Genomic DNA, 21,191 nt, shown 5'->3' with positions numbered 1-21,191 from the left:
ATAGGCCAAGATCGACGGCCAGCTTGGGCAAGGGATGGGAGAGAATGATCGCAGCACTGCGTCGCATCCCGTGGGCAGGGATGGTGCTGGCCATGACGGCCGCGCCGGTCCTTTCGCCAGCCTGGGCGCAACAGGCTGCGCCGTTCGATGTCCAGGGCTATCGCAACGCGGCGTTTCGGGCGCCGGTCGATCGCGATCCCGCGCCGGCCACGGCGATTTCCCTGACGCAGGCGCGCCGCCTGGCGCCAGGCGCGGCGCTGTTCATCGATGTCTTGCCAGCCGAAGGCGCGCATCGCGATGGCGCCAGCGGCGCCTGGACGCTGGCCACCCCGCATGACACGATCCCCGGCGCCCTGTGGTATCCCGAAACCGGCCGCGCGCCGCCCGATCCGGTATTATGGCAGGCCATGGCCGCACGCGTGGTGCAATTCCGTCAGCAGCATCCGGCTGCGCCGATCGTGCTGTTCTGCCGCGCTGATTGCTGGATGAGCTGGAACGCCGCGCGGCGCCTGGCGCTGGGCGGCGTTGCGGGCGTGCGCTGGCTGGCCGAAGGGATCGAGGGATGGCACGATGCCGGCGGCAACCTGGTGCCGGCAACCCCCGTGCCGGTGCCCGACAAGTGATGCGTTGAAACCAGAACCACAATCAGAACCACCGACAGGAGAAATGCCATGGCCACGTTGATCGTCAGCTATCCCGCGCAAGAAGGCGCGCGGTTCGATGCCGCCTACTATACCGCCACGCATATCCCGCTGGTAGAGCGGCTGTGGACCCCGCACGGCTTTACCGGCGCCGAAGTGCTGTTTCCGGCGGGCGACCAGCCGTGGAAAGCGTCGGTCCTGCTGCGCTTTTCCAGCCAGGCGGCGATCGATGCCGCGCTGGCCAGCCCGGATACGCCGCAAGTGCTGGGCGATGTGGCCAATTTCACCGACATCGCCCCGGTGATCTACCGCGCGGCAGATTGAACGAGGGGCAACGCGGGGGCGGTTCACGCCCCCGCGTTGCCGGTTCGAGGTTGTCAGGGGGCGCGATAGACCACTTTGCCGCCCACCATGGTCAGCAGCACCCGGGTTTGCGCAATGGCATCGGGGTTGCCGGCAAAGATATCGCGATCGATCCAGATCAGATCGGCAAACTTGCCGCGTTCCAGGCTGCCCACCTGATGCTCGGCGCGTAGCGACCAGGCCGCGTTGATCGTGGCCGCGCGCACTGCCTGCATCACCGACAGCGGCGGTCCGCCCGATAGCGGCTGGCTGTATTCCGGCCCCGCCGAGGGATCGTTGCGCCGGGTTACCCCCACTTTCAGGGCAAACCATTCGTTCAGCGGATCGACCGGCCAGTCGCTGCCAAAGGTGATGCGCGCGCCGGCCTTGGCCAGCAGGCCCGAAGGCTCCATGAAGGCATAGCGCTTGGGGCCGAGGTAATCCTTGGCGCCGGCCACGGTATCAGCGGCCTGCTTGCCCCATTGCAACGATAGCACCGGGGTGACGCCCAGTGCCTTGTAGCGCGGGAAATCAGTGGGATCGACGATCTCGTCATGGGCGATCGCCGGGCGCACGTCGCGCGTCGGCTGGCTCTTGCGCAGGGCCGCCACGGCGTCGAGCGCGATGCGCACCGCGCCATCGCCATCGGCGTGCATGTGCGGGTCAAAGCCCAGTGCGGTGATGCGCTCCAGCAGTGGCGCCAGCACGGCAGGCGGGAAATAGGGCGCCGGCCCCTTGTTCATGCCGGGCTGCCAATCGGGCTTTTCCGGCGTGCCGTGGTTTTCCAGATAGGGTTGCAGCATCACCCCGGTAAAGGCCGGGGCGGTGATCACCCCATCCATGTAGAGCTTGATCGTGCGCACCATGATCGTGGGCTGCACTTGCGCCGCGCCCTGGTCATAGGCGCGCCGCCATTCGACGATGCGCGCCAGGGCCGGTTCGGGAGACGGGCCTTCCTCGGGCGCGATGTGTGGCGCGAAATGGCCGCGCGCGGTCAATTCCCCGGCCTTGGACAGTACGGAAAAGGCATGGATTGATTCGCGCGGCGCATCGGCATCGAGGAACGTGGTCACGCCCTGCGCTGCCATCGCGGCAAGGGCAGCGCGCGCGGCGACCACATCGTCGGCCGGCGTTGGCGTGGGCACCAGCTTGCGCACGAGGTCTTGCGCGGCGTCTTCCAGCAGGCCGGTGGGCGCGCCCTTGTCATCGTGGTGGATCGCACCGCCAACCGGATCGGGCGTCTTGGCATCGATACCGGCCAGGGCCAGCGCCTTGCTGTTGACCAGGGCAGAATGCCCGAACGAGGAGAACACCGCCACGGGCCGCCGCGTGGGCAGCGCATCGAGCATCGCCTTGGTCATGTCCACGCCCAGCGGCTGCATTTCCTGCTGGAACCAGTGCACCGCGATCAGCCACTTGCCATCGCTGGCCGCGTCACCATCCTTGGCCGCGCAGGCGGAAAGCGCCGCCTGGAATTCCGGCACGGTCAGTCGCTTGTACTGCAGGTCGCAGGCGAGCAGCCCGGCGCCGCCTTCCAGCGGGTGCATGTGTGCATCGATCAGGCCAGGCATGACCACGCCACCCTTGAGGTCGATGGTCTGGGTGGCCGGGCCGGCCATCGCCTTGGCCCCGGCGTCGCTGCCCAGATAGACGATGCGCCCATCCTTGATCGCGATCGCCTGGGCAACACTGCCCTGCGCGTCGATGGTGTGGATCTGGCCGTGCAGCAGCACGGTATCGGCCACCGGCGCTGGCGCGGCTTGGGCGGCGCTGGCCGCCAAGGCCGAACCGGCCAATAGCGAAATCAGGCGAAGGGAATGCATGCGGGCACCTCGCACATCGCGCGGCACCCCCTGTGCCGCCCTATCTGTGATCTAAGCAGATAGGGCGGGGGTAGGACAAGTGTCCAATTTTCGTCCATGCAGGTCTGCCGGAACGGTAGGTGTGTCAGCGCGGCTTTTCTGCCTCGGCCAAGGCGGCGCGGGCGATCGGCTCCATCACGGCATAGCCGGCGGCATTGGGATGGACGCCATCGCTCGACAAGCCGGGCTTCATCGCCCCTTCGGGCGTGGCCATCGCGCTGTAGTAGTCGGCATAGGCCAGGCCGCGGGCACGGGCGAGGTCTTTGAGCCAGGCATTGAGCGCGGCAATCTGTGCGGCTGGCTTCATCTCGCTGCGCCAGTTGAAACCGCCGGCGGGCAGCACGCTGCCCAGCACCACGGCAATGCCATTGGCCTTGGCCAGATCGACCATCGCCAGCACGTTGGCAGCATATTCATCCGGGCTGGTCGGCCCGGTGTTGCCGGCCACGTCGTTGGTGCCGCACATAATGTGCACCACGCGTGGGCGCAGGCGCACGACGTCCTGATAGAACCGCAGCAGGATCTGCGGGCTGGTCTGCCCGGCAATGCCCCGATCAACGATGCCGCCGGCAAACATGGCCGGGGCGGTGGTCAGCCACCATTCGGTGATCGAATCGCCGATGAACACCGCGCGCAGCGGTTGCGGCACCTGGCGATCGGCCTTTTGATAGCGGCAGAGGTTGCCCCAGTCATAGCCACCGACCCGGCTGGGCGTGCAGGGCTCGGTCACCATCGCGGTCGGGCCGATCGGCGCCACGGCGACGGTGACGCTGGGCGCCGGGGCGGGCACGGCCGGCTGCCCGGCCTGCGCCGCCAATGCCGGCGACGCCGACAGCATCAGCGCCAGGGCCAGCGCGCCAGCGCCCGCCCCAGCCAGATTGGCAATTGCCCGGCGCATCAGATGATGCCCACCGCCTTGCCGGCGCGTTCGAACATGCCGATGATCGTCTGCACCTGCTCGGCGCTGTGCGCGGCGCAGAGCGAGCAGCGCAGCAAGGTCATCCCCGCTGGCGTTGCCGGCGGGCGCGCCAGGTTCACATAGAGCCCTTCGTGCAGCAGCGCTTCCCACATCATCGCGCCCCGCTCCAGATCGGGCATGATCACCGAGATGATCGCGCTTTGCGGCGTTGCCGTGCCCAGCTTGAAGCCGCGCTGGGTCAGGCCAGCGTGCAGGGTCTTGGAATTTTCCCACAAGTGCGCGCGCTTGTCGGCGGCATGCATCAGCTTGCGGATCGAAGTGCTGGCGGTGTGCACCACGCTGGGCGGCAGCGAAGCGGTGAACACGTAAGGACGGCACACCAGGCGCAGGATTTCGAACTTGGGATGGTTCGACACGCAGAAGCCGCCGACGGTGCCGACCGACTTGGAGAACGTGCCGATCACGAAATCGACCTGGTCGAGCACCCCCTGGTCTTCGGCCACGCCGCGCCCGTTGGGGCCGATGAAGCCCATCGAGTGCGCTTCGTCCACCAGCACCATGGCGCCGTGCGCCTTGGCAATGGCGATCATTTCCTTGAGCGGGGCGATATCGCCCAGCATCGAGTAGACGCCTTCGAGCACGACGAGCTTGCCCGCGCCTTCGGGAATGCGCTTGAGGCGCTTTTCCATCGCCTCGATATCGTTGTGCTTGAACGGCACGACCTCGGCATCGCCCATCTTGCAGCCGTCCCAGATCGAGGCGTGGCTGTCGATGTCGAGCACGATGTAATCGCCCTTGCCGGCCATCGTGCTGATGATGCCCAGGTTGGCCTGATAGCCAGTGGAGAACACCATGGCATGGTCCATGCCATAGAAGTCCCTGAGCGCGTCTTCCACGGCGCGGTGCCCGGCATAGGTGCCGTTGAGCACGCGGCTGCCGGTGGTGCCCGAACCGAATTCATCGAGCGCCTGCTTGCCGGCAGCGATCACGTCCGGGTCGAACGTCATGCCCATGTAGTTGTAAGTGCCCAGCAGGATCGTCTCGCGCCCGTTGCACACCGCAACGGTGGGCGAGATCACCTTTTCCATCACCAGGTTGAACGGATCGGTGACGCCAGTGGACAGCAGCGCGCGGCGCTGTTCGATCAGGCCGTCGAACTTGGAAAACAGGTCGGTCATGGGGGTGCTTACCCTTGCAGCTTGGTCACGGCGTCGATCAGCTGGCCATAGGTTTCGATCTCGGCCTGCTGATTCATGCTGATGATGATGTCGAACTCGTCCTCGATCGCGGCGACGAAATCCATCACCGTCAGGCTGTCCCACTCCAGGTCGCCGGCAAAGGTGGTGGCATCGGTGATGGCCACGCCCTTCTTGTTGAACGGCTCGATCAGCTCGGCAATCTTGGCGGCAGTGGCGGGGCGGTCCATCGTCTCTCTAACTCCGTGGGGCAGGGCGGTGCCCCTGCCAGAACATTGCGGCGGAAAAGCGGCCTGTGGCCTGCCCTGTCAAGCCTGAACGGGCGATGAGGCCGATTTCCTGCGCGGTGGCCGTGGGAAAGCGGGGTGACGATGATACACAGGCCGCGATCTAAATCAGTTTCATCACCGCCTGCATGAACGGGCTGATGGACACCGGCTTGGCCAGATAGCCCTCGGCGCCGGCCTCGCGAATGCGTTCCTCGTCGCCCTTGCCGGCATAGGCGGTGACGGCCAGGATCGGGATCTGGCGCAGCACCGGATCGGCCTTGAGCGCCTCGATCAGTTCCAGCCCCGAAACGTTGGGCAGCTGGATATCCATGATCACCAGCCCCGGCACGAACTGGCGTGCACGGTCGAGTGCCTCGCGCCCGTCGGCTACCGGCTCGACGGTAAAGCCATTGGCCACCAGCAGATCGCAGAACAGCTTGCGGTTGAGGTCGTTGTCCTCGACAACCAGAATTCTTTTTGCCACGGAACACCTCTATTGCGCGGTCCAGTACGGCCGCCGCCTGCGCTGCTCTATTGACCTCGAAAGGCTCTGACAATCATCCGCGAACCCTCGTCCCCCGTCCCCGATCCGCAGGATCTGGCGCTGGCCGCGCTCGGCTGGGTGCTGGCCGATGGGCAGCGCGCCGAACGCTTCCTGGCCCTGAGCGGGATGACGCCCGAAACCCTGCGCGCGGGCCTGGGCGATCCGGCCGCGCAGGCCGGGGTGCTGGGCGGGGTGCTCGATTTCCTCATGGCCTATGAGCCCGATCTTGTTGCCGCGGCCGACGCGCTCGATATAAGCCCCCAGGCCTTGGCCGCCGCACGGGAGAAACTGGTATGAGCCGCCCGCTGGTGATCAGCGATTGCGATGAAGTGCTGCTGCACATGGTGGCGCCGTTCCAGGCTTGGCTCAAAGCCAACCACGACATCGATTTCGTGATGGAAAGCAATGATTTCGGCAAGGCCATGCGCTATGTCCATGACGGGCGCGGGGTGGAATCGCGCGAGATCTGGCGCCTGCTCGACCTGTTCTTCAACACGCAGATGCACACGCAGCCGGCCATCGCCGGCGCGGTGGAGGCTGTAGGCGCGCTGGCCGACCGCGCCGACTTTGTGATCCTGACCAATCTGGGCCACAGCTATCGCGACGCCCGCACCGCGCAACTCGAAGGCGTGGGCATCAACGCCCGCGTCTTTACCAACCAGGGGCCGAAAGGGCCGGCGCTCAAGGCCATTCTCGATGAATACAACCCCACCCGCGCGGTGTTCATCGACGATCTGCCCCAGCATCACCATTCCGCCGCGCAATTGACGCCCGAGGTGATCCGCCTGCACTTGTGCGGAGAGCCCTTGCTCGCCCCGCATATCGATTGTGCGCACAAGGCTGGCCACGCCCATGCGCGGATCGATACCTGGGACCATGCGCTGCCCTGGCTGATGGCCCGGCTGGACGAGGCCGCCTGACCGTTTCTTCGCGTTTGCTGGAGTGAGTGAGAATGACTGTTTCGATCGATGCCCGCCTGGCCGAACTGGGCCTGGAACTGCCGCAGGCCGCAGCGCCGGTGGCGGCCTATGTGCCCACCGTGCTGGCGGGCGGGCTGCTGCATGTTTCGGGGCAGTTGCCGTTCATTGACGGCGCGCTGGTGACCGGCCGCCTGGGTGAAGACGTCAGCCTGGAGCAGGGCGCCGCTGCCGCCAAGGCCTGCGCGCTGATGCTGCTGGCTCAGGCCAAGGCTGCCCTGGGCTCGCTCGACCGCATCGAGCAGGTGGTCAAGCTCGGCGCCTTCATCAATTCGACCGGTGATTTCACCGATCAGCCCAAGGTGGCCAACGGCGCTTCGGAACTGATGCAGGCGGTGTTCGGCGATGCTGGGCGCCATGCCCGCAGCGCCGTGGGCGTGCCGGTTCTGCCGTTGGGCGCTGCGGTGGAAATCGATGCTATCTTTGCTGTTCGCGCTGATTGATCGCTTTCTCCTGCCGGCGCGGGCAGCGGCCCGCGCCGGCTGGCTGCGCGAGGCCATCTATGCGCATCGCGGGCTGCATGGCCCGGGTGTGCCGGAAAACTCGCTCGCCGCGGCCGAGGCCGCCATTGCGCGCGGCTTTGGCATCGAATGCGACGTGCAGCGCAGCCGCGATGGGCAGGTCGTGGTATTCCACGACCGCGCGCTCGATCGCTTGACCGGGCAGGCCGGCAACCTGGCCGACCACACCGCCGCAGAACTTGCTGGCATGACCCTGCTGGATGAAACCGGCATGGTGGTGGGCGGTGAAACGATCCCTGGCCTGCGCCAGTTGCTCGACCGCATCGATGGCCGCGTGCCCCTCCTGATCGAAGTGAAATCCGCGCCCACGCAGCGCATCGCGCCGCTGTGCCTCGCGGTGCGCCGCCTGCTTGAAGGCTATCGCGGGCCCGTGGCGGTAATGAGCTTCGATCCGCGCGTTGCCGCCTGGTTTCGCCGCTATTCCCCGCACGTGGTGCATGGCCTGGTAGTGACCGAGGCGGGGCGGCGCACCTTGCTCGCCCGCCTCAAGAGGCATCTTGCGCTGTGGCGCGCGCGTCCCCAATTCCTGGCCTATGACATTGCCGATATTGCCAATCCTGTGGTGCGCCTCGCCCGGCGCCGGGGCGTTCCAGTGCTGACCTGGACCGTGCGCACCCCCGATGATGCCAGCCGGGCGGCAACCTATGCCGATGCGCCGATTGCCGAAGGCCCGGTTCTGCTGGCGGCGCCAGCGGCGTGAGGCGGGCGGCGCCATGACGCTGACCGCACGCGTCGAAGGAGCGGTGGGCAATATCCCGGCGGCGGATTGGGATCGCCTGATCGGGGATGGCAATCCCTTCATGTCACACGCATTCCTCTCCCTCCTTGAGGAATCCGGCTCGGTCGGCGGGCGCAGCGGATGGACGCCGCTGCCGCTGCTGATCGACGACGCCGATGGCCGCCCGGCGGCGGCGCTGCCAACCTATCTGAAGCAGCACAGCCAGGGCGAATATGTGTTCGATCACGCCTGGGCCGATGCCTGGCAGCGCGCGGGCGGGGACTATTATCCCAAGCTGCAGATCGCCGCGCCGTTCACGCCGGCGACTGGCCCGCGCCTGTTGTGTGCCGGCCGCCCCGATCTGGCGCTCCCCCTGTTGCGCGCGGCCGAGGCGCTGGTGGACCAGAACGGCCTGTCATCGGCCCATGCCACGTTCCTTGCACCCGAACAGGTGCCGCTGTTCGAGGAAGCCGGCTGGCTCTTGCGCTCAGACCTGCAATTCCACTGGGAAAATCGCGGCTATGCCACGTTCGACGATTTTCTTGGCGCGCTGTCTTCGGCCAAGCGCAAGAACCTGCGCAAGGAACGCGCCGCTGCCCAGGCCGGGGTGGAGATCGTGACGCTGACCGGCGCTGCCATCACGGCCGACCACTGGGACGCGTTCTGGGTGTTCTATCAGGACACCGGCGCGCGCAAGTGGGGGCGGCCGTATCTGACCCGCGCCGCGTTCGACCTGATCGGGCAGACCATGGCCGACAAGGTCTTGCTGGTGCTGGCGCTGGAGGATGGCGAGCCGGTCGCCGGCGCGCTCAATTTCATCGGGCGCGATACGCTCTACGGCCGCTATTGGGGCGCCGTGGTGGAAAAGCCGTTCCTGCATTTCGAGCTGTGCTATTATCAGGCGATCGATGCCGCCATCGCCATGGGGCTGCGCCGGGTGGAAGCCGGGGCGCAGGGGCAGCACAAGCTGGCACGCGGCTATGAACCGGTGCCGACATGGTCGGCGCACTATATCGCCGATCGCGGATTTCGCGCCGCGGTGGCCGAATTCCTGGTGCGCGAGCGCGCCGGGATAGAGCAGGGCCAGTTCGAACTGGCCGGGCACACGCCCTATCGCAAGGGCTAGGCGCCGCGATCAGGCAGCCTGAAATTTAGGCGGCGTGGCGGGTTGCGGCGCGCATCCATTCGCGGGCGCGGCGCTGGGCTTCGGCGATATCGCGCGCGCTCATTTCCTCGGCCACATCGGCGCGGGCGCGGGCAGCATCGTCGTGGCCGGCCACGGCCGCGAGGTTGAACCACTTGTGCGCTTCGACCAGATCGCAATCGGCACCATAGCTGCCGGTGGAAAAGGCCACGCCCAGATCGAAAAACGCGTGGCTGTCACCCTGCGCGGCAGCGGCGAGGCAGGCGGCGATCAGGCTGTCGGCGCGGTCGGCTGCGGCATGGCTGGCATGAAGTGGTGCGGATGGCACCAGCGTGATCGGTGATGGCGCGTGCGGCATGGTCCTTGGTTCCCCCTGTGCGAATCTGCCTTTCCCCATCGGGTGGCAGGGCAAGGCTCGCCAATTAAGGTCAACAAACCGTTAAGCATGATTGCGGCCGTGCCCGCGCGTGCGCCGCTTTATCCGCGAAATGTACGATGCCGCTGTTTCACAAAGGTTCAGCTGCAATGTGACATAGCGTTGAGGAAGTGCTTGTGCGCCCTTTCCTGCCTGCCTATAGGCGCGGCAAGCCGGGGGCTGGTCGCGCCGATCGCGGCGCGTTTTGGCCCTGGTGGTCGGAAGGCGCAACACGGAGGGCCGGATGGCTGGGGTTCTGGGTGACGAAATTGACGTGTTGGCAAAGGCCCGCCGGGCCATGCCGGGTGATTACGTTCCGAATGACGACGAACCCTATATGAGCGAGCAGCAGCTCGACTATTTTAGGCGCCTTTTGCTCGAGTGGAAGAAGTCGATCCTGTCGGCCTCGGCCGGCACCCTGTCGGCCCTGCAGGATGGTCCGCTGCGTGAACCCGATCTCAACGATCGCGCATCGAGCGAAACCGACTGGGGCATCGAACTGCGCACCCGCGATCGCCAGCGCAAGCTGATTGCCAAGATCGATTCGGCCATGCGCCGCATTGACGAAGGCGAATATGGTTTCTGCGAAGTGACCGGTGAACCGATCGGCCTGGGGCGTCTGATTGCCCGCCCGATCGCGACGATGACGGTGGAAGCGCAGCAGGCGCACGAGCGTCGCGAAAAGATCTCGCGCGATATGTGATGGCGCCGGCAGGGCCAAGGTGGTCCTGCCCAGCCCATGATGGCCGCACAGGCGTACCATCGGCATTGCGGTAAATACCACAAAGGCCGCTGTCCCCCGATGGCACGGGGCTTTTTGCCGCTGCGAGCGGGAAATTTAAAGATTTCTTTGCCGTTTTCGTTTATCCCTTTGCACATGGACCGGTGCGAAAGGTGGCAGGTGCGGCGCAAGCTGCTCGCTGGCAGCCACATAGCGCCGGGCCCATGCCGCTTGGCCCACCTTGTTGGAAACGGAACCTGACGGTGACTGATATCGACCATCGGCAATTGGGGCGTGACAGCCTTTTCCTGATGGCCGACTTGCGCCTAGACGGCCAGGACGGTGAGCATCGCGTGCGCGTGCGCAATCTTTCGGCCGGCGGGATGATGGCCGAAGGCGCGCTGCGCGTGGTGCGGGGCATGCGGCTTGAGGCCAACCTGCGCCATATCGGCTGGGTCGAAGGTGTGGTGGCCTGGGTCCAGGATACCCGCTTTGGCATCGCCTTTGTCGAACAGATCGATCCCAAGCTGGCACGCGAGCCAGTGGCCACGCAGCCGTCTGACGATTACGCGCCGCGTTATGTCCGGCCGCCGCTCGCCCAGCCAGAGGGCAAGCGCCTGCGCAAGCTGTGACGCGTTCGGCTTGGCGCTGCTGCTGAAATACTGAAATCGCCGGCGCCGGCATCTTTGCTGGCCTGCCACGGCTGATCTGCTAGGCAAGGGACATGGCTCCCCCGTCTTGCCATCTGCGCCGCGCTGCGGCGGTGCTTTTGCCCGGTGTCGCCCTTATGCTGGCCAGTTGCGGGGGCGACCGGCGCGGCGCCCTGCCGGTGGCCTTGGCGGGTGACGACAGCGCCTTTCAAACCGCCGCGCCGCGTCCCACGCCGGCCGCGCAGGTCTTGCGTGCCGCCACGGTCGAAGGGCTGGTGGGCTTTGACGCGCAAGGCCGCGTGGTGCCCGCCATTGCCGAACGCTGGATCGTGACCGATGACGGGTTGAGCTATATCTTTCGCCTGCGCGATGGCACCTGGCCCGATGGCACCGCGATCGATGCGCCCAGCGTTGCCGCCGCGCTGCGCCGCGCGCAAAAGGCGCTGGCCGGCACCGCGCTGGGGCTCGATCTTGCCCCGATCGATGAAATCCGGGTGATGACCGATCGGGTGGTGGAAGTGGATCTTTCCGCCCCGCTGCCTGATCTCCTGACCCTGCTCGCCCAGCCCGAACTGGGGCTGCCGCGGGCGCGGATCGGATCTGGCCCACTCGGCCTGCGCCGCGAAGGCCTGGTCGCGCGCCTGTCTCCCATCCCGCCCGAGCGCCGCGGGCTGCCGGCGCAGGACGGCTTTTCCCGCAGCGTGCGGCCGTTGCGCGTGGAAGTGGAAAGCATGGCCGTGGCGGCCCAGCGCTTCAACGACGGGCTGGTCGACGTGGCGCTGGGCGGCACGATCGATTCGCTCCCACTGGCCGGCACCACCATGCTCTCGCGCGGCAATGTGCAGCTTGATCCGGTCATGGGGCTGTTTGGCCTCCAAGTGGTGCGCGCGCAGGGTTTCCTGGCCGATCCGCTGCGGCGCGAGGCGCTGGCCCTGGCGATCGACCGCGATGGCCTGGTCGGCGCCTTTGCCATCGGCGGGTGGAGCGGCACGACGCGGCTGGTCTCTCCTGAAGTGCCCGATAGCGATGGCAGCGTGGGCGAGCGCTGGATCGGCACCACGCTCGACCAGCGCCGCGCGCTGGCGCGCCAACGGGTCATGGCCTGGTTGGCAATCGGGCAGGGCGCGCCGCGCCTGCGCGTGGCCGCGCCCGATGGCCCGGGCACGCGGCTGGCCCTGGCGCACCTGGCGGCCGATTTCGCCACGATTGGCGTGACCCTGGAACGGGTTGACGCCAGCGCCTCGGCCGATCTGCGCCTGGTCGACAGCGTGGCGCGCTATACCCGCGCTGCCTGGTTCCTCAATCAGGTGGCCTGTCCGGTCAGCCCGGCGGGGTGCAGCCCGCAAGGCGATGCCCTGGCCGCGCAGGCCCGGGCAGAGCGCGATCCGCAGGCGCGCATGGCCCTGCTGGCGCAGGCCGAAACCGCCGTCACGGCGGCCAACAGCTTCATCCCGATCGCGCGGCCGTTGCGCTGGTCGCTGGTGCGCAGCCGCGTGACCGGGTTTTCCCCCAATCCCTGGGGTTGGCACCCGCTGCCACCGCTGACCATTGTGCCGAAATAGGCAGTTTTTCGAAGAATTGCCGCGATCAGGGCGATTTTTCGCATTTGGTCATGGCGGCGAAAGGAACAACCCGCTAGGGGGCGGGGGCCGAGAGATGGTATATCGGGCTTCGCGTGGTGAGGCCGTGGCACTGTCGTCTGGCCTTATAAACACCCGTGTAATATCCCCAGCCGGTCCCTGCCCACGTTGCGGCCCGGCCCAGACCCGTTGAGTTTCATGCCCTTTTCATCTCTCCCTGCTGCCGTTGCCGAATCCCTTGCCGCCCGTGGCTATGCCGAACCGACTCCGGTCCAGGCCGCCGTGCTCGAAGCGGAAGCGGCCGGCCGCGACCTTCTGGTTTCTGCCCAGACCGGCTCTGGCAAGACCGTTGCCTTTGGCGTGGCCATGGCTTCCGATCTCCTTGGCGATGGCGTGCCGCCGGCCAGCGCGCCGCTGGCCCTGGCCATTGCCCCCACGCGTGAACTGGCCCTTCAGGTCAGCCGCGAACTCGCCTGGCTTTATGAAAAGGCCGGCCTGCGCATCGCGACCTGTGTTGGCGGGATGGACCCGTCAAAGGAACGCCGCCAGCTCAACCATGGTGCGCACATCGTGGTCGGCACGCCCGGCCGCCTGCGCGACCATCTCGAACGCGGCGCGCTCGATCTTTCGGCCCTGCGCTTCGTCGTCCTCGATGAAGCCGACGAAATGCTCGACATGGGCTTCCGTGAAGACCTGGAAGAACTGCTCGACGCCACCCCGGCTCAGCGCCGCACGCTGCTGTTCTCGGCCACCATGCCGCGCCCGATCGCGGTGCTGGCCAAGCAGTATCAGCGTGACGCGCTGCGCATCTCCACGATCGACGATCGCCAGGGGCATGGCGACATCAGCTACCAGGCTGTCGCCGTCTCGCCCAACGACATCGAGAACGCGGTGATCAACCTGCTGCGCTTCCACGAGGCGGAAACGGCCATGCTGTTCTGCGCGACGCGCGACAACGTGCGCCGCCTCCACGCCACGCTGGTCGAGCGTGGCTTTGCCGCCGTGGCGCTGTCGGGCGAGCACAGCCAGAACGAGCGCAACCAGGCGATCCAGGCACTGCGCGATGGCCGTGCACGCATCTGCGTGGCCACCGACGTGGCCGCACGCGGGATCGACATTCCTTCGCTCAGCCTCGTGGTCCACGTGGAAGTGCCGCGTGACGCGGAAACCCTGCAGCACCGTTCGGGCCGCACCGGCCGCGCCGGTCGCAAGGGCACGGCCGTGTTGGTGGTGCCCTATCCGCGCCGCCGCCGCCTGGAAGAAATGCTGCGCCGCGCGCGGATCGAGGCGGAATGGATGCCGGCCCCCGGCGCCGCCCAGATTCGCGAGCGTGACCGCGAGCGCCTGCTCGAAAAGCTGCTGGCCCCGGTCGACGCCGAAGACGTGCTCGAAGATGACGTGGCCCTGGCCGACACGCTGATGGAACGCATGGAAGTGCGCGATATCGCGCTGGCGCTGGTGCGCAGCTATCGGTCGGCCATGCCGCAGCCCGAAGACCTCATCGACCTGTCGACCGAGGAAGGCCGCAAGGCCACGCACCGCACGGGCTTTGACGACGTGTCGTGGTTCCGCATGGATATCGGCCGCCGCCAGAACGCCGATCCGCGCTGGCTGCTGCCGCTGTTGTGCCGCCGTGGCCACATCACCCGCAACGAGATCGGTGCGATCCGCATCGGCCCGAGCGAAACCTACTTCCAGGTGCCCAAGGCGATGGAAGATCGTTTCCGCGCCGCGTTGCAGCGCACCGCGCGCGAAGGCGCCGAGGATGAAACCGGCATCCGCATCGAACCGAGCGAACCGCCGCGCGAAATGGCCCGCACCAACCGCCGCCAGGGCAATGGCCCCAACCGCCCGCGCGAAGGCTTCCCGCCGCGCGGTGATGGCCCGCGCAACGATGGCCCCCGCACGCACCGCAAGGGCCCGCCGCGCCGCCGCGAAGGCTGAACCCAAAAGATCCTCCCCCACACCGTGGGGGAGGTGGCGGCCGCAGGCCGTCGGAGGGGGCGTTTACCTCCTTAACCCGCGCGCTCGTCCTGCCGTTCCAGCGGCTCGGCCCGCAGTAGGCCGGCAAGCGCCTGCGCATCGGCGCAGGTGGCATCGCCGGCCAGCCGCGCCTGAAGCGCGCGATAGTGCGCCAGCACGCGCTGCCCCAGATCGCTTACCTTGGCCCCGCCACCATGGGCGCTGCCGGGAAAGGTTTCCACCAGCGGCCCGTGCCAGCAGCGGTTCATCACATCCACCAGTTGCCAGGCGCGGCGATAGCTCATCCCCATGGCGCGCCCGCCGGCCGAGATCGAGCCTTCGCGCGCGATGGCATCGAGCAGGTCGGCCTTGCCCGGCCCCATGGCGATCGCCTCGCCGCAATAGAGCTGTAGCTTGATCTTGATATGCGCTGCATCGGCCATGCCGGGGTTTTAGGCGCGCATGCCTTTTGGCTCAAGCGCGGCGGCAGAGGCATGGCCGTCGTTTTGCGCCGCGCTGGTGCGATCGGCGATGGTATAAGCGAAACAATCGGTTATCGTGCCATCACGGACCATGCGGGAGAGAATGCGATGCGGCCACGGTTGACGGTTTCGACGCTGGGCGTGGCTCTGGCGTCAGCGCTCGGCGCCGCGCCAGCGATGGCTGACGCCAATGGGGTGGAGGCCGCAAGCGCGCAGGGTGATGTGGCGCTCACGATCTATGCCGACATGGCCCTGGTCGAAGACGTGCGGCGCATCGATCTGCCCAAGGGCATCAGCCGCCAGGAATTTCCCGATGTGTCTGCCCAGATCCGGCCCGAGACCGTCACCCTTTCGGCGCCCGGCGCTGCCGTGGTGGAACAGAATTTCGATTATGACCTGCTGACGCCCGATAAGCTGCTCGACAAGTCGGTCGGCCAGGATGTGAGCGTGGTGCGCAACGCGCCCGATGGCCAGGAAGTGGCCACGCGCGCGCATGTGCTGGCCAACAACGATGGCGCCGTGGTCCAGGTCGGCAACCGGATCGAGATCCTGCGCGATATGCCCGGCCGCGTGGTCTACCCGGGCCTGCCTGTCGGCCTGCGCGCCCGCCCGACGCTGTCGGTCACGCTCGATGCCGCCAGCGCCGGCACGCGCGCAGTGGGGCTGCGCTATCTGTCGGGCGGTTTCGGCTGGAAGGCCGACTACGTGGCGCTGTTCGATGAAACCGCGGGCAAGCTCGATGTCCAGGGCTGGATCACGCTCAACAACGCGACCGGCACGGGCTTTCCCAATGCCCGCGTCATGCTGGTGGCGGGGCAGCCGGGTAGCAACGCGGCTGACGATGGCGATCGCTATGTCCGTCCACCGCGCCGCCCGATGGGCAATCGCATGGGCACGGGCGGGGCCGATGGGCGCGAGACGCTGGGCGATTTCCATGTCTATCCGCTGGCCGGGCGCACCACCGTCGCCAATGCCCAGACCAAGCAGGTGAGCTTCCTCAACGTAGCCGGGGTGCCGGCGCGCAAGGTCTATCAATATCGCAACGGCTGGCAGCACAGCGCGGAAGAGGGCGAAAGCGTCGATACCGTGCTCGCCTTTACGTCGGCCAAGGATGGCGGCCTGGGGGATGCCCTGCCGGCTGGCACGATGCGCGTCTATATGCGCGATGCGCGCGGCAATCCGCAGTTCGTGGGTGAAAGCCCGCTACCGCATACGCCGATGGGATCGGATTTGGCGCTGAAAACCGGCGTGGCGTTCGACGTGAAGGTGCAGCCGACCGTCGAAAAGCGCGAAAAGATCACCGCGAGCGAGTGGGAACGCACCGCGCAATGGCGCATCACCCGCAATGATGCGGCGCCGGTGACCTACACGATCGAACAGCACCCTACATATTGGCGCACCCAGATGGCGTGGAAGGTTACCAATGCCCGCGCCGTGCCGGTGGAAGTCGACGTGATCCAGGACGGCCTAGACGAGGGCTGGCACGATACCCGCGTTTCGGCCGAGAGCCTGCCTGGCCGCCAGCTCTCGCTTGATAGCCGGGTCTGGCATGTCACCGTGCCGGCGCGCGGCGCGGTAACGCTGACCGCCGCGATCGACACCCGCTATTGAGCGGAGCGATCATGCGCACTCTGATCGCGGCCATGGCCCTGTGGCCCGGCCTGGCCCTGGCGCAGCAGGCCGTGACGTCCGCGGCGCCGGCCAGCGTGGCCGTCACCATCTACCGCGAACCGGGGCGCGCCGCCGATGCGGCATTCGATCGCGGCTGGCTGCGCGGCTATGCCCTCGTCACTGAAACCCGCGATGTGGACCTGCCCGCCGGGCCAGCCACCGTGCGGTTTGAAGGGGTGGCGGCAGGCATGCTGGCGGAAACCGCGCTGGTCCGTGGGTTGCCGGCGGGGGTGGCAGAACAGAACCTCGACGCTGACCTGATCGGCGCCCGCAATCTCTATGCCCGCAGCTTTGGCCGCCCGGTGATCTTGCGCCATACCGATCCGCGCAGTGGCGCGGTGGTGGAAGAGCAGGCTGTGATCCGCTCGGGGCTCGATGGCGCTGCCGTGATCCAGACGCGCGATGGTTTCCGCAGCGCGCGCTGCGCCTGGCCCGATGAATATATCAGCTATGCCGATCTGCCCGCCGGGCTGGTGGCCAAGCCCACGCTGTCGGTGCAGACCAGGGCGCCTGCCGCAATGCATGGCCGGGTCACGCTCAGCTATCTCGCCTGGGGATTCGATTGGCGGGCGGATTATGTCCTGACCATGGCGCGCGACGGGCGCCACCTTGATCTGGCCGCCTGGATCACGCTGGCGAGCAGCGACGATACGGCATTTGCCGGGGCCGCCGCAGCGGTGGTCGCCGGCAAGCCCGAAAAGCAGGCGCGCGGCTGGGAAAACCGGTTCGACGATGACCAATCGCTGTCGTTTACATGCGAGACGGCGCTGCCGCCACCTCCTCCGCCGCCACCTCCACCGATGGTGGAGTTCATGGCCCCCGCCCCGGTAGCAGCGAAGGAGTATATCGTCGTCACTGCCCAGCGCCGCGCCCCGGTCATGGCGCAGCAAGAGGTGCTGGGCGATCTCAAGCTCTATCGCCTGCCATTGCCGACCATGATCGCCCCGCGCGCGCAAAAGCAGATGGCCTTTGCCGAGCGCCGCGCCGTCAAGGTGCAGCCATTCTACAAAGGCACGCTGCAACTGGACGAACACGAAGACCAGCCTCTGCGCCAGGCGCTACGGCTGAACAATCGCAAGGCGGCGGGGCTGGGCCTGGCCCTGCCGGCGGGCCACGTCGTGGTCCTCGAACCGCACGGCGCCACGACGCTGCCTGTGGGCGAGGGCCGTATCGACGACAAGGCCGTGGGCGAAGAGATCGACATCGAACTGGGCGAAGCCACCGCCGTGTACCTGGCCGAGGCCGATGGGCGCCAGCGCGATGACGCGCGTGGGCACGATCACACCGCTACCGTCACCAACGGCCGCGATCAGCCGGTCATCGTGGAACTGACCATCCCGCTTGACGAGGGCCAGCGCCTGACCAGCCCATCGCACCCACTCACCCGCAAGAACGGCCAGCCGCTATGGCGCGTTACCGTTCCCGCCCACGGCACTGCCCGGCTTGCCTTCCGAGTGACCGACAGCGCGTGAACCCCATTGACCTGGCCCACCAAATCCCGCAAAGGCGCGGCTTCCCCGCATGGGGGCGGTTAGCTCAGTTGGTAGAGCATCTCGTTTACACCGAGAGGGTCGGCGGTTCGAGCCCGTCACCGCCCACCAGGACCACGCTCCAGAGCGTCCCCCAGATATCGGCAATTACAGGCTGTTCCGTCGGGCGATGGCGCCTAGCACGGCAGCGCTCGGCTTGGCGGTGCGAGCGAAAGTGGCTGGGTCGACGCTGTGCAAGCCGAAGCGGTGGGCGTAGCCGAAACCCCATTCGAAATTGTCGAGCAGCGACCAGTGCATATAACCGCGGACCGGGACGCCATCGTCGATAGCGCGCTTGAGTTCGGCCAGCGCGGCGGGGATCAGCCATTGGCGCAGAGAATCGTCGGTGGTGTTGACGCCGTGCTCGGTCACATAGACCGGCAGCTTGGTTGCTTCCCAGGCATAGCGCACCGCGCCGGCCAGTGATCCCGCCCAGACCTCGGCGCCGGTGAAATTCTTGCGCGCGTCGGCCGGTGGGGGGACCACGCCACGGTCGTTCCAGACTTTGCGTTCGTAGTTCTGCACCCCGATAAAGTCGCAGGTCTGGGCGGCCAGGCGCAGCCATTCGCCATAGTAGCGTTCGCGCATGCGATCGCGCAGCGAATGGCGTCCGATCGCCTGGTCGTCGATGATGGCAAGGCTGACGCCGACCGGCAGGTCGGGCCGCACGCTCTTGATGGCGGCCACGCCGCGGCGATGGGCCTCCATCATGTGGGCGCGGTAGGTGGCCGGCTCTTCCACCCAGATCGCCACGCCGGGCGCATACTGCGCCACGCCCAACTGGCGGGCGGCGGCCTCCTGCATGGCCTTGTCGCCGGCAACCAGCTGGGCGGGCAGCAATTCGCCCAGCAAGCCGGCCAGGTTGGGCTCGTTCAAGGTCAAGGCCAGCTCGATGCCGGCGCCAAGATGGCGCACCGCCCGATCACAGAAGCGGGCAAACAGCGTGACCGATTCCGGGTTGCCCCAGCCGCCCTGCGCGGCGAACCAGCGCGGCGTGGTGAAATGATTGAAGGTCACGACCGGCTTGATCCCGCGTGCGCGGCACCCGGCGATCATCGCCTTATAGTGATCGAGCATGGCATTGGAGAAATGCCCTTTGTCAGGCTCGATCCGGGCCCACTCCAGGCTGAAGCGATAGGTGTTGAGGCCAAGGCCCTTTACCAGGTCGAGATCCACCGGCCACAGCTCCAGACTGTTGGCCGCGTCGCCCGAACGATCGGCGAACATGGTGTTGGGCAGATTCTCGATCACCCACAGGTCGGCATTGAGGTTGTTGCCTTCCACCTGGTGCGCGGCGGTCGAGGCGCCCCACAGGAAGCCGGATGGGAAAGCCGGGCTGAGCGGTGCGCCCTGCGCCGCCCGGACCAGCACCGGCGTGCCGGCGGCAGCGCCGAGTGCCATGGCCGAAGCGAGCAGGCTGCGACGATCGGTTTGCATCACTTGTCTCCTCGTGTGGCCAGCAGGCCTTGGGTGCGCATCCAGCGGAGCATCAGGTCCAGCCAGCCCTCTTCCGGCGATCCGGCCGCTGCGGCGGCAAAGCCATGGCCGCCTTTTGAGAAGAGGTGGAACTCGATCGATCGCCCCGCGGCACGATAGCTTTCCAGCAACGGCAGGCCCTGTTGCCGGGCAAGCAAAAAGTCATCGGCGGCGATCGCCACGAACATCGGTGGTGCATCGGCCGGGACCTGCATCGGCCCCATGTTGGGATAGATCGGCGCGGCGAAATCGGGCTTGTCGGCGCCGCCGTGCTCGATCACGCTGCGGGTGAGGAAGCCGCCTGCCGAAAAGCCCATGAAACCGACGCGCTTTGCGTCGATGCCGAGTTCGGCCGCATGCCCGCGCACATAGCGCAGTGCGGCCAGGCCATCGGCCAGCGCTGCTGGTGGCGTATCGGCAGGCGGTGCGAGAACGCTGGGCTGTCCTGCAATCATCTTGTCGAGTTCGGCGACGAACACTTTCTGGTCTGGCGGCGTCGGCAATGTCCGGTACTTGAGAACAAATGCCGTGACTCCGTGGCTGGCGAACCAGCGGGCGATCAGCCAGCCCTCCTTGTCCATTTCGAGCCCGAGGAACGCGCCGCCCGGGGCAATGATGACGGCCGCGCGCGTGCGTGGCTCTGCCGGGCGAAACAGGGTCAGCGTTGCCCGGGTGACATTGCGCACCGCCAGCCTGCCGCCGTCGCTCTTGTGCCAGACCTCGCGGTCGACGCGTTCCGCCGTGGGCAGCAGCACGGTGTCGGGTTGGGCTGGGGCCGCTACGACTTCGGTGGAAATCCCGGACTGCGCAAAAGCGGGGCCAGCAGGCAGGAGTGCTGCCACCGCCAGCAAAGCCGAGGTGGCCGCCACGCCACGCGCACGCCATTTCATGGCGGCGCGGCGCGCAGCCGGCAGAGGTACGATACCATAGCGCGATACGCTGAAGCGGAAGCCTGCCACGTCATCTCTCCATTCGCCGCCGGTCGCAGCCCGTTATCGAGCGGCGATCAGTAGGGTCGCATGGAGTGAGGGTCAACCCGATTCAATCACTGATTAACAGTGGTGACGCGCGTGGTCGCTTGCGTAAAATTGCCGATATTCCTTGCCCTGCAGCCTGCGCTTGGCGATGTTTGCTTTCCCAGCGCGGGCCTGTGGCACGTCCGTCAGGCTTCGGGCTCTTCCACGAACTCGATCAGGTTGCCGGCGCAATCGCGGATGAAACATCCTTTGCCAAAGCTTTCGCGCACGACAAAGGCGATGTCGGCGCCTTTCTGCTCCATCTCCGCCAGGAACGCGTCGAGGTCTGGCACCTGGAACGCCGCGTGCTTGTTGCCGTGGGTCTTCACATCGCGCGGCGGGTGGCGCCGGTCTTCGGGCAGGGGTGCCGCGCCTTCCACCTCGAAGATTTCAAAGCGCAGCGGGCCTTTGCGCACCATCGCGGTGTGGCTGCGCGCGGCTTCGATGTAGAAGCGCTTTTCGAGGGTGAAGCCCAGCACCCGCTGATACCAGGCGATCGCGGCATCCAGATCGGGCACTGAGACCCCGGCGTGGTGGAAGGCGAAGTCGGCCATCA

Annotated in this window: 23 protein-coding genes and 1 tRNA gene; 14 read left to right on the top strand and 10 right to left on the bottom strand. The window is 67.0% G+C overall.

Annotation, left to right across the window (positions count from 1 at the left end):
* Positions 1 to 44 precede the first annotated feature (44 nt).
* Together FHW97_RS17990 and FHW97_RS17985 are read left to right on the top strand one after the other, a co-directional pair.
* A complete protein-coding gene (locus FHW97_RS17990; protein WP_022674828.1) occupies positions 45 to 623 on the top strand; it encodes a rhodanese-like domain-containing protein in 579 nt (192 codons plus the stop codon).
* Between the two features lie 48 nt (positions 624 to 671).
* Positions 672 to 965 carry an EthD family reductase gene (locus tag FHW97_RS17985; protein WP_022674827.1) on the top strand — a complete coding sequence of 98 codons (294 nt, stop codon included), beginning with the start codon at positions 672 to 674 and terminating at the stop codon, positions 963 to 965.
* Between the two features lie 53 nt (positions 966 to 1,018).
* On the opposite strand, the gene FHW97_RS17980 is transcribed toward FHW97_RS17985, so the two are convergent.
* The 5 genes from FHW97_RS17980 to FHW97_RS17960 all read right to left on the bottom strand — a co-directional run bounded on the left by FHW97_RS17980 (position 1,019) and on the right by FHW97_RS17960 (position 5,713).
* Positions 1,019 to 2,806 carry an amidohydrolase gene (locus FHW97_RS17980; protein ID WP_168353214.1) on the bottom strand — a complete coding sequence of 596 codons (1,788 nt, stop codon included), beginning with the start codon at positions 2,804 to 2,806 and terminating at the stop codon, positions 1,019 to 1,021.
* Between the two features lie 124 nt (positions 2,807 to 2,930).
* Positions 2,931 to 3,743, bottom strand: coding sequence for an SGNH/GDSL hydrolase family protein (locus FHW97_RS17975; RefSeq protein WP_022674825.1), 813 nt, complete (start codon positions 3,741 to 3,743; stop codon positions 2,931 to 2,933).
* Positions 3,743 to 4,942 (bottom strand): aminotransferase class I/II-fold pyridoxal phosphate-dependent enzyme, encoded by a 1,200-nt coding sequence (locus FHW97_RS17970; RefSeq protein ID WP_168353215.1) that lies wholly within the window; start codon positions 4,940 to 4,942, stop codon positions 3,743 to 3,745. Before FHW97_RS17970 ends, FHW97_RS17975 begins: the two co-directional genes overlap by 1 nt.
* A gap of 8 nt (positions 4,943 to 4,950) precedes the next feature.
* Positions 4,951 to 5,190, bottom strand: coding sequence for an acyl carrier protein (locus tag FHW97_RS17965; RefSeq protein ID WP_022674823.1), 240 nt, complete (start codon positions 5,188 to 5,190; stop codon positions 4,951 to 4,953).
* 160 nt (positions 5,191 to 5,350) lie between these two features.
* Positions 5,351 to 5,713 carry a response regulator gene (locus FHW97_RS17960; protein WP_022674822.1) on the bottom strand — a complete coding sequence of 121 codons (363 nt, stop codon included), beginning with the start codon at positions 5,711 to 5,713 and terminating at the stop codon, positions 5,351 to 5,353.
* Positions 5,714 to 5,779: 66 nt separating this feature from the next.
* Here FHW97_RS17960 and FHW97_RS17955 point away from each other — a divergent pair, with 66 nt between their 5' ends.
* From FHW97_RS17955 to FHW97_RS17935, 5 genes are read left to right on the top strand one after another with little or no spacing between them, the layout of a single operon-like run.
* On the top strand, positions 5,780 to 6,070 hold the full coding sequence (locus FHW97_RS17955; RefSeq protein ID WP_051146224.1) for a DUF3572 domain-containing protein: 291 nt from the start codon (positions 5,780 to 5,782) through the stop codon (positions 6,068 to 6,070).
* Positions 6,067 to 6,693, top strand: a complete 627-nt coding sequence (locus FHW97_RS17950; protein ID WP_022674820.1) for a hypothetical protein — start codon at positions 6,067 to 6,069, stop codon at positions 6,691 to 6,693. Before FHW97_RS17955 ends, FHW97_RS17950 begins: the two co-directional genes overlap by 4 nt.
* 32 nt (positions 6,694 to 6,725) lie before the next feature.
* Positions 6,726 to 7,193, top strand: coding sequence for a RidA family protein (locus tag FHW97_RS17945; protein ID WP_168353216.1), 468 nt, complete (start codon positions 6,726 to 6,728; stop codon positions 7,191 to 7,193).
* On the top strand, positions 7,165 to 7,971 hold the full coding sequence (locus FHW97_RS17940) for a glycerophosphodiester phosphodiesterase family protein (protein WP_168353217.1): 807 nt from the start codon (positions 7,165 to 7,167) through the stop codon (positions 7,969 to 7,971). Before FHW97_RS17945 ends, FHW97_RS17940 begins: the two co-directional genes overlap by 29 nt.
* A 13-nt stretch (positions 7,972 to 7,984) precedes the next feature.
* Complete coding sequence (locus FHW97_RS17935; RefSeq protein WP_168353218.1) at positions 7,985 to 9,115, top strand: GNAT family N-acetyltransferase; 1,131 nt, start codon at positions 7,985 to 7,987, stop codon at positions 9,113 to 9,115.
* A gap of 25 nt (positions 9,116 to 9,140) precedes the next feature.
* On the opposite strand, the gene FHW97_RS17930 is transcribed toward FHW97_RS17935, so the two are convergent.
* The gene (locus tag FHW97_RS17930) at positions 9,141 to 9,491 is read right to left on the bottom strand and encodes a hypothetical protein (RefSeq protein WP_022674816.1); all 351 of its coding nucleotides are present in this window, start codon (positions 9,489 to 9,491) and stop codon (positions 9,141 to 9,143) included.
* A gap of 301 nt (positions 9,492 to 9,792) precedes the next feature.
* On the opposite strand from FHW97_RS17930, the gene dksA reads away from it, so the two are divergent.
* From dksA to FHW97_RS17910, 4 genes are all read left to right on the top strand, one after another.
* A complete protein-coding gene (gene dksA / locus FHW97_RS17925) occupies positions 9,793 to 10,251 on the top strand; it encodes an RNA polymerase-binding protein DksA (RefSeq protein ID WP_022674815.1) in 459 nt (152 codons plus the stop codon).
* A 281-nt stretch (positions 10,252 to 10,532) separates the two neighbouring features.
* A complete protein-coding gene (locus FHW97_RS17920) occupies positions 10,533 to 10,901 on the top strand; it encodes a PilZ domain-containing protein (protein WP_022674814.1) in 369 nt (122 codons plus the stop codon).
* 92 nt (positions 10,902 to 10,993) lie between these two features.
* Complete coding sequence (locus tag FHW97_RS17915; RefSeq protein WP_171799388.1) at positions 10,994 to 12,481, top strand: ABC transporter substrate-binding protein; 1,488 nt, start codon at positions 10,994 to 10,996, stop codon at positions 12,479 to 12,481.
* Positions 12,482 to 12,697: 216 nt separating this feature from the next.
* Positions 12,698 to 14,443 (top strand): DEAD/DEAH box helicase, encoded by a 1,746-nt coding sequence (locus tag FHW97_RS17910; protein ID WP_171799387.1) that lies wholly within the window; start codon positions 12,698 to 12,700, stop codon positions 14,441 to 14,443.
* Between the two features lie 71 nt (positions 14,444 to 14,514).
* On the opposite strand, the gene FHW97_RS17905 is transcribed toward FHW97_RS17910, so the two are convergent.
* Positions 14,515 to 14,904, bottom strand: a complete 390-nt coding sequence (locus tag FHW97_RS17905) for a winged helix-turn-helix domain-containing protein (protein ID WP_168353220.1) — start codon at positions 14,902 to 14,904, stop codon at positions 14,515 to 14,517.
* A gap of 147 nt (positions 14,905 to 15,051) precedes the next feature.
* Here FHW97_RS17905 and FHW97_RS17900 point away from each other — a divergent pair, with 147 nt between their 5' ends.
* From FHW97_RS17900 to FHW97_RS17890, 3 genes are all read left to right on the top strand, one after another.
* Positions 15,052 to 16,554, top strand: coding sequence for a DUF4139 domain-containing protein (locus FHW97_RS17900; protein WP_171799386.1), 1,503 nt, complete (start codon positions 15,052 to 15,054; stop codon positions 16,552 to 16,554).
* Between the two features lie 11 nt (positions 16,555 to 16,565).
* Entirely contained in the window at positions 16,566 to 18,086 is a 1,521-nt protein-coding gene (locus FHW97_RS17895) for a DUF4139 domain-containing protein (RefSeq protein WP_168353222.1), read from the top strand.
* Positions 18,087 to 18,139: 53 nt separating this feature from the next.
* Positions 18,140 to 18,215: transfer RNA gene (locus FHW97_RS17890), tRNA-Val, on the top strand.
* 36 nt (positions 18,216 to 18,251) lie between these two features.
* Here the strand turns inward: FHW97_RS17890 and FHW97_RS17885 are convergent.
* The 3 genes from FHW97_RS17885 to FHW97_RS17875 form a co-directional block, all read right to left on the bottom strand.
* Entirely contained in the window at positions 18,252 to 19,580 is a 1,329-nt protein-coding gene (locus tag FHW97_RS17885; RefSeq protein WP_022677469.1) for a glycoside hydrolase family 1 protein, read from the bottom strand.
* A complete protein-coding gene (locus tag FHW97_RS17880) occupies positions 19,580 to 20,578 on the bottom strand; it encodes an alpha/beta hydrolase (protein WP_022677468.1) in 999 nt (332 codons plus the stop codon). The genes FHW97_RS17885 and FHW97_RS17880 overlap by 1 nt, the downstream gene beginning before the upstream one ends.
* A 203-nt stretch (positions 20,579 to 20,781) precedes the next feature.
* Complete coding sequence (locus tag FHW97_RS17875; RefSeq protein WP_022677467.1) at positions 20,782 to 21,189, bottom strand: VOC family protein; 408 nt, start codon at positions 21,187 to 21,189, stop codon at positions 20,782 to 20,784.
* Positions 21,190 to 21,191: the final 2 nt, after the last annotated feature.

The sequence above is a fragment of the Novosphingobium sp. SG754 genome, from assembly GCF_013149315.1.
GTDB classification, from domain to species: Bacteria; Pseudomonadota; Alphaproteobacteria; order Sphingomonadales; family Sphingomonadaceae; genus Novosphingobium; species Novosphingobium capsulatum.
The sequence above is the reverse complement of the archived record's forward strand: the minus strand, read 5'-3'. Positions and strand labels throughout refer to the sequence as shown.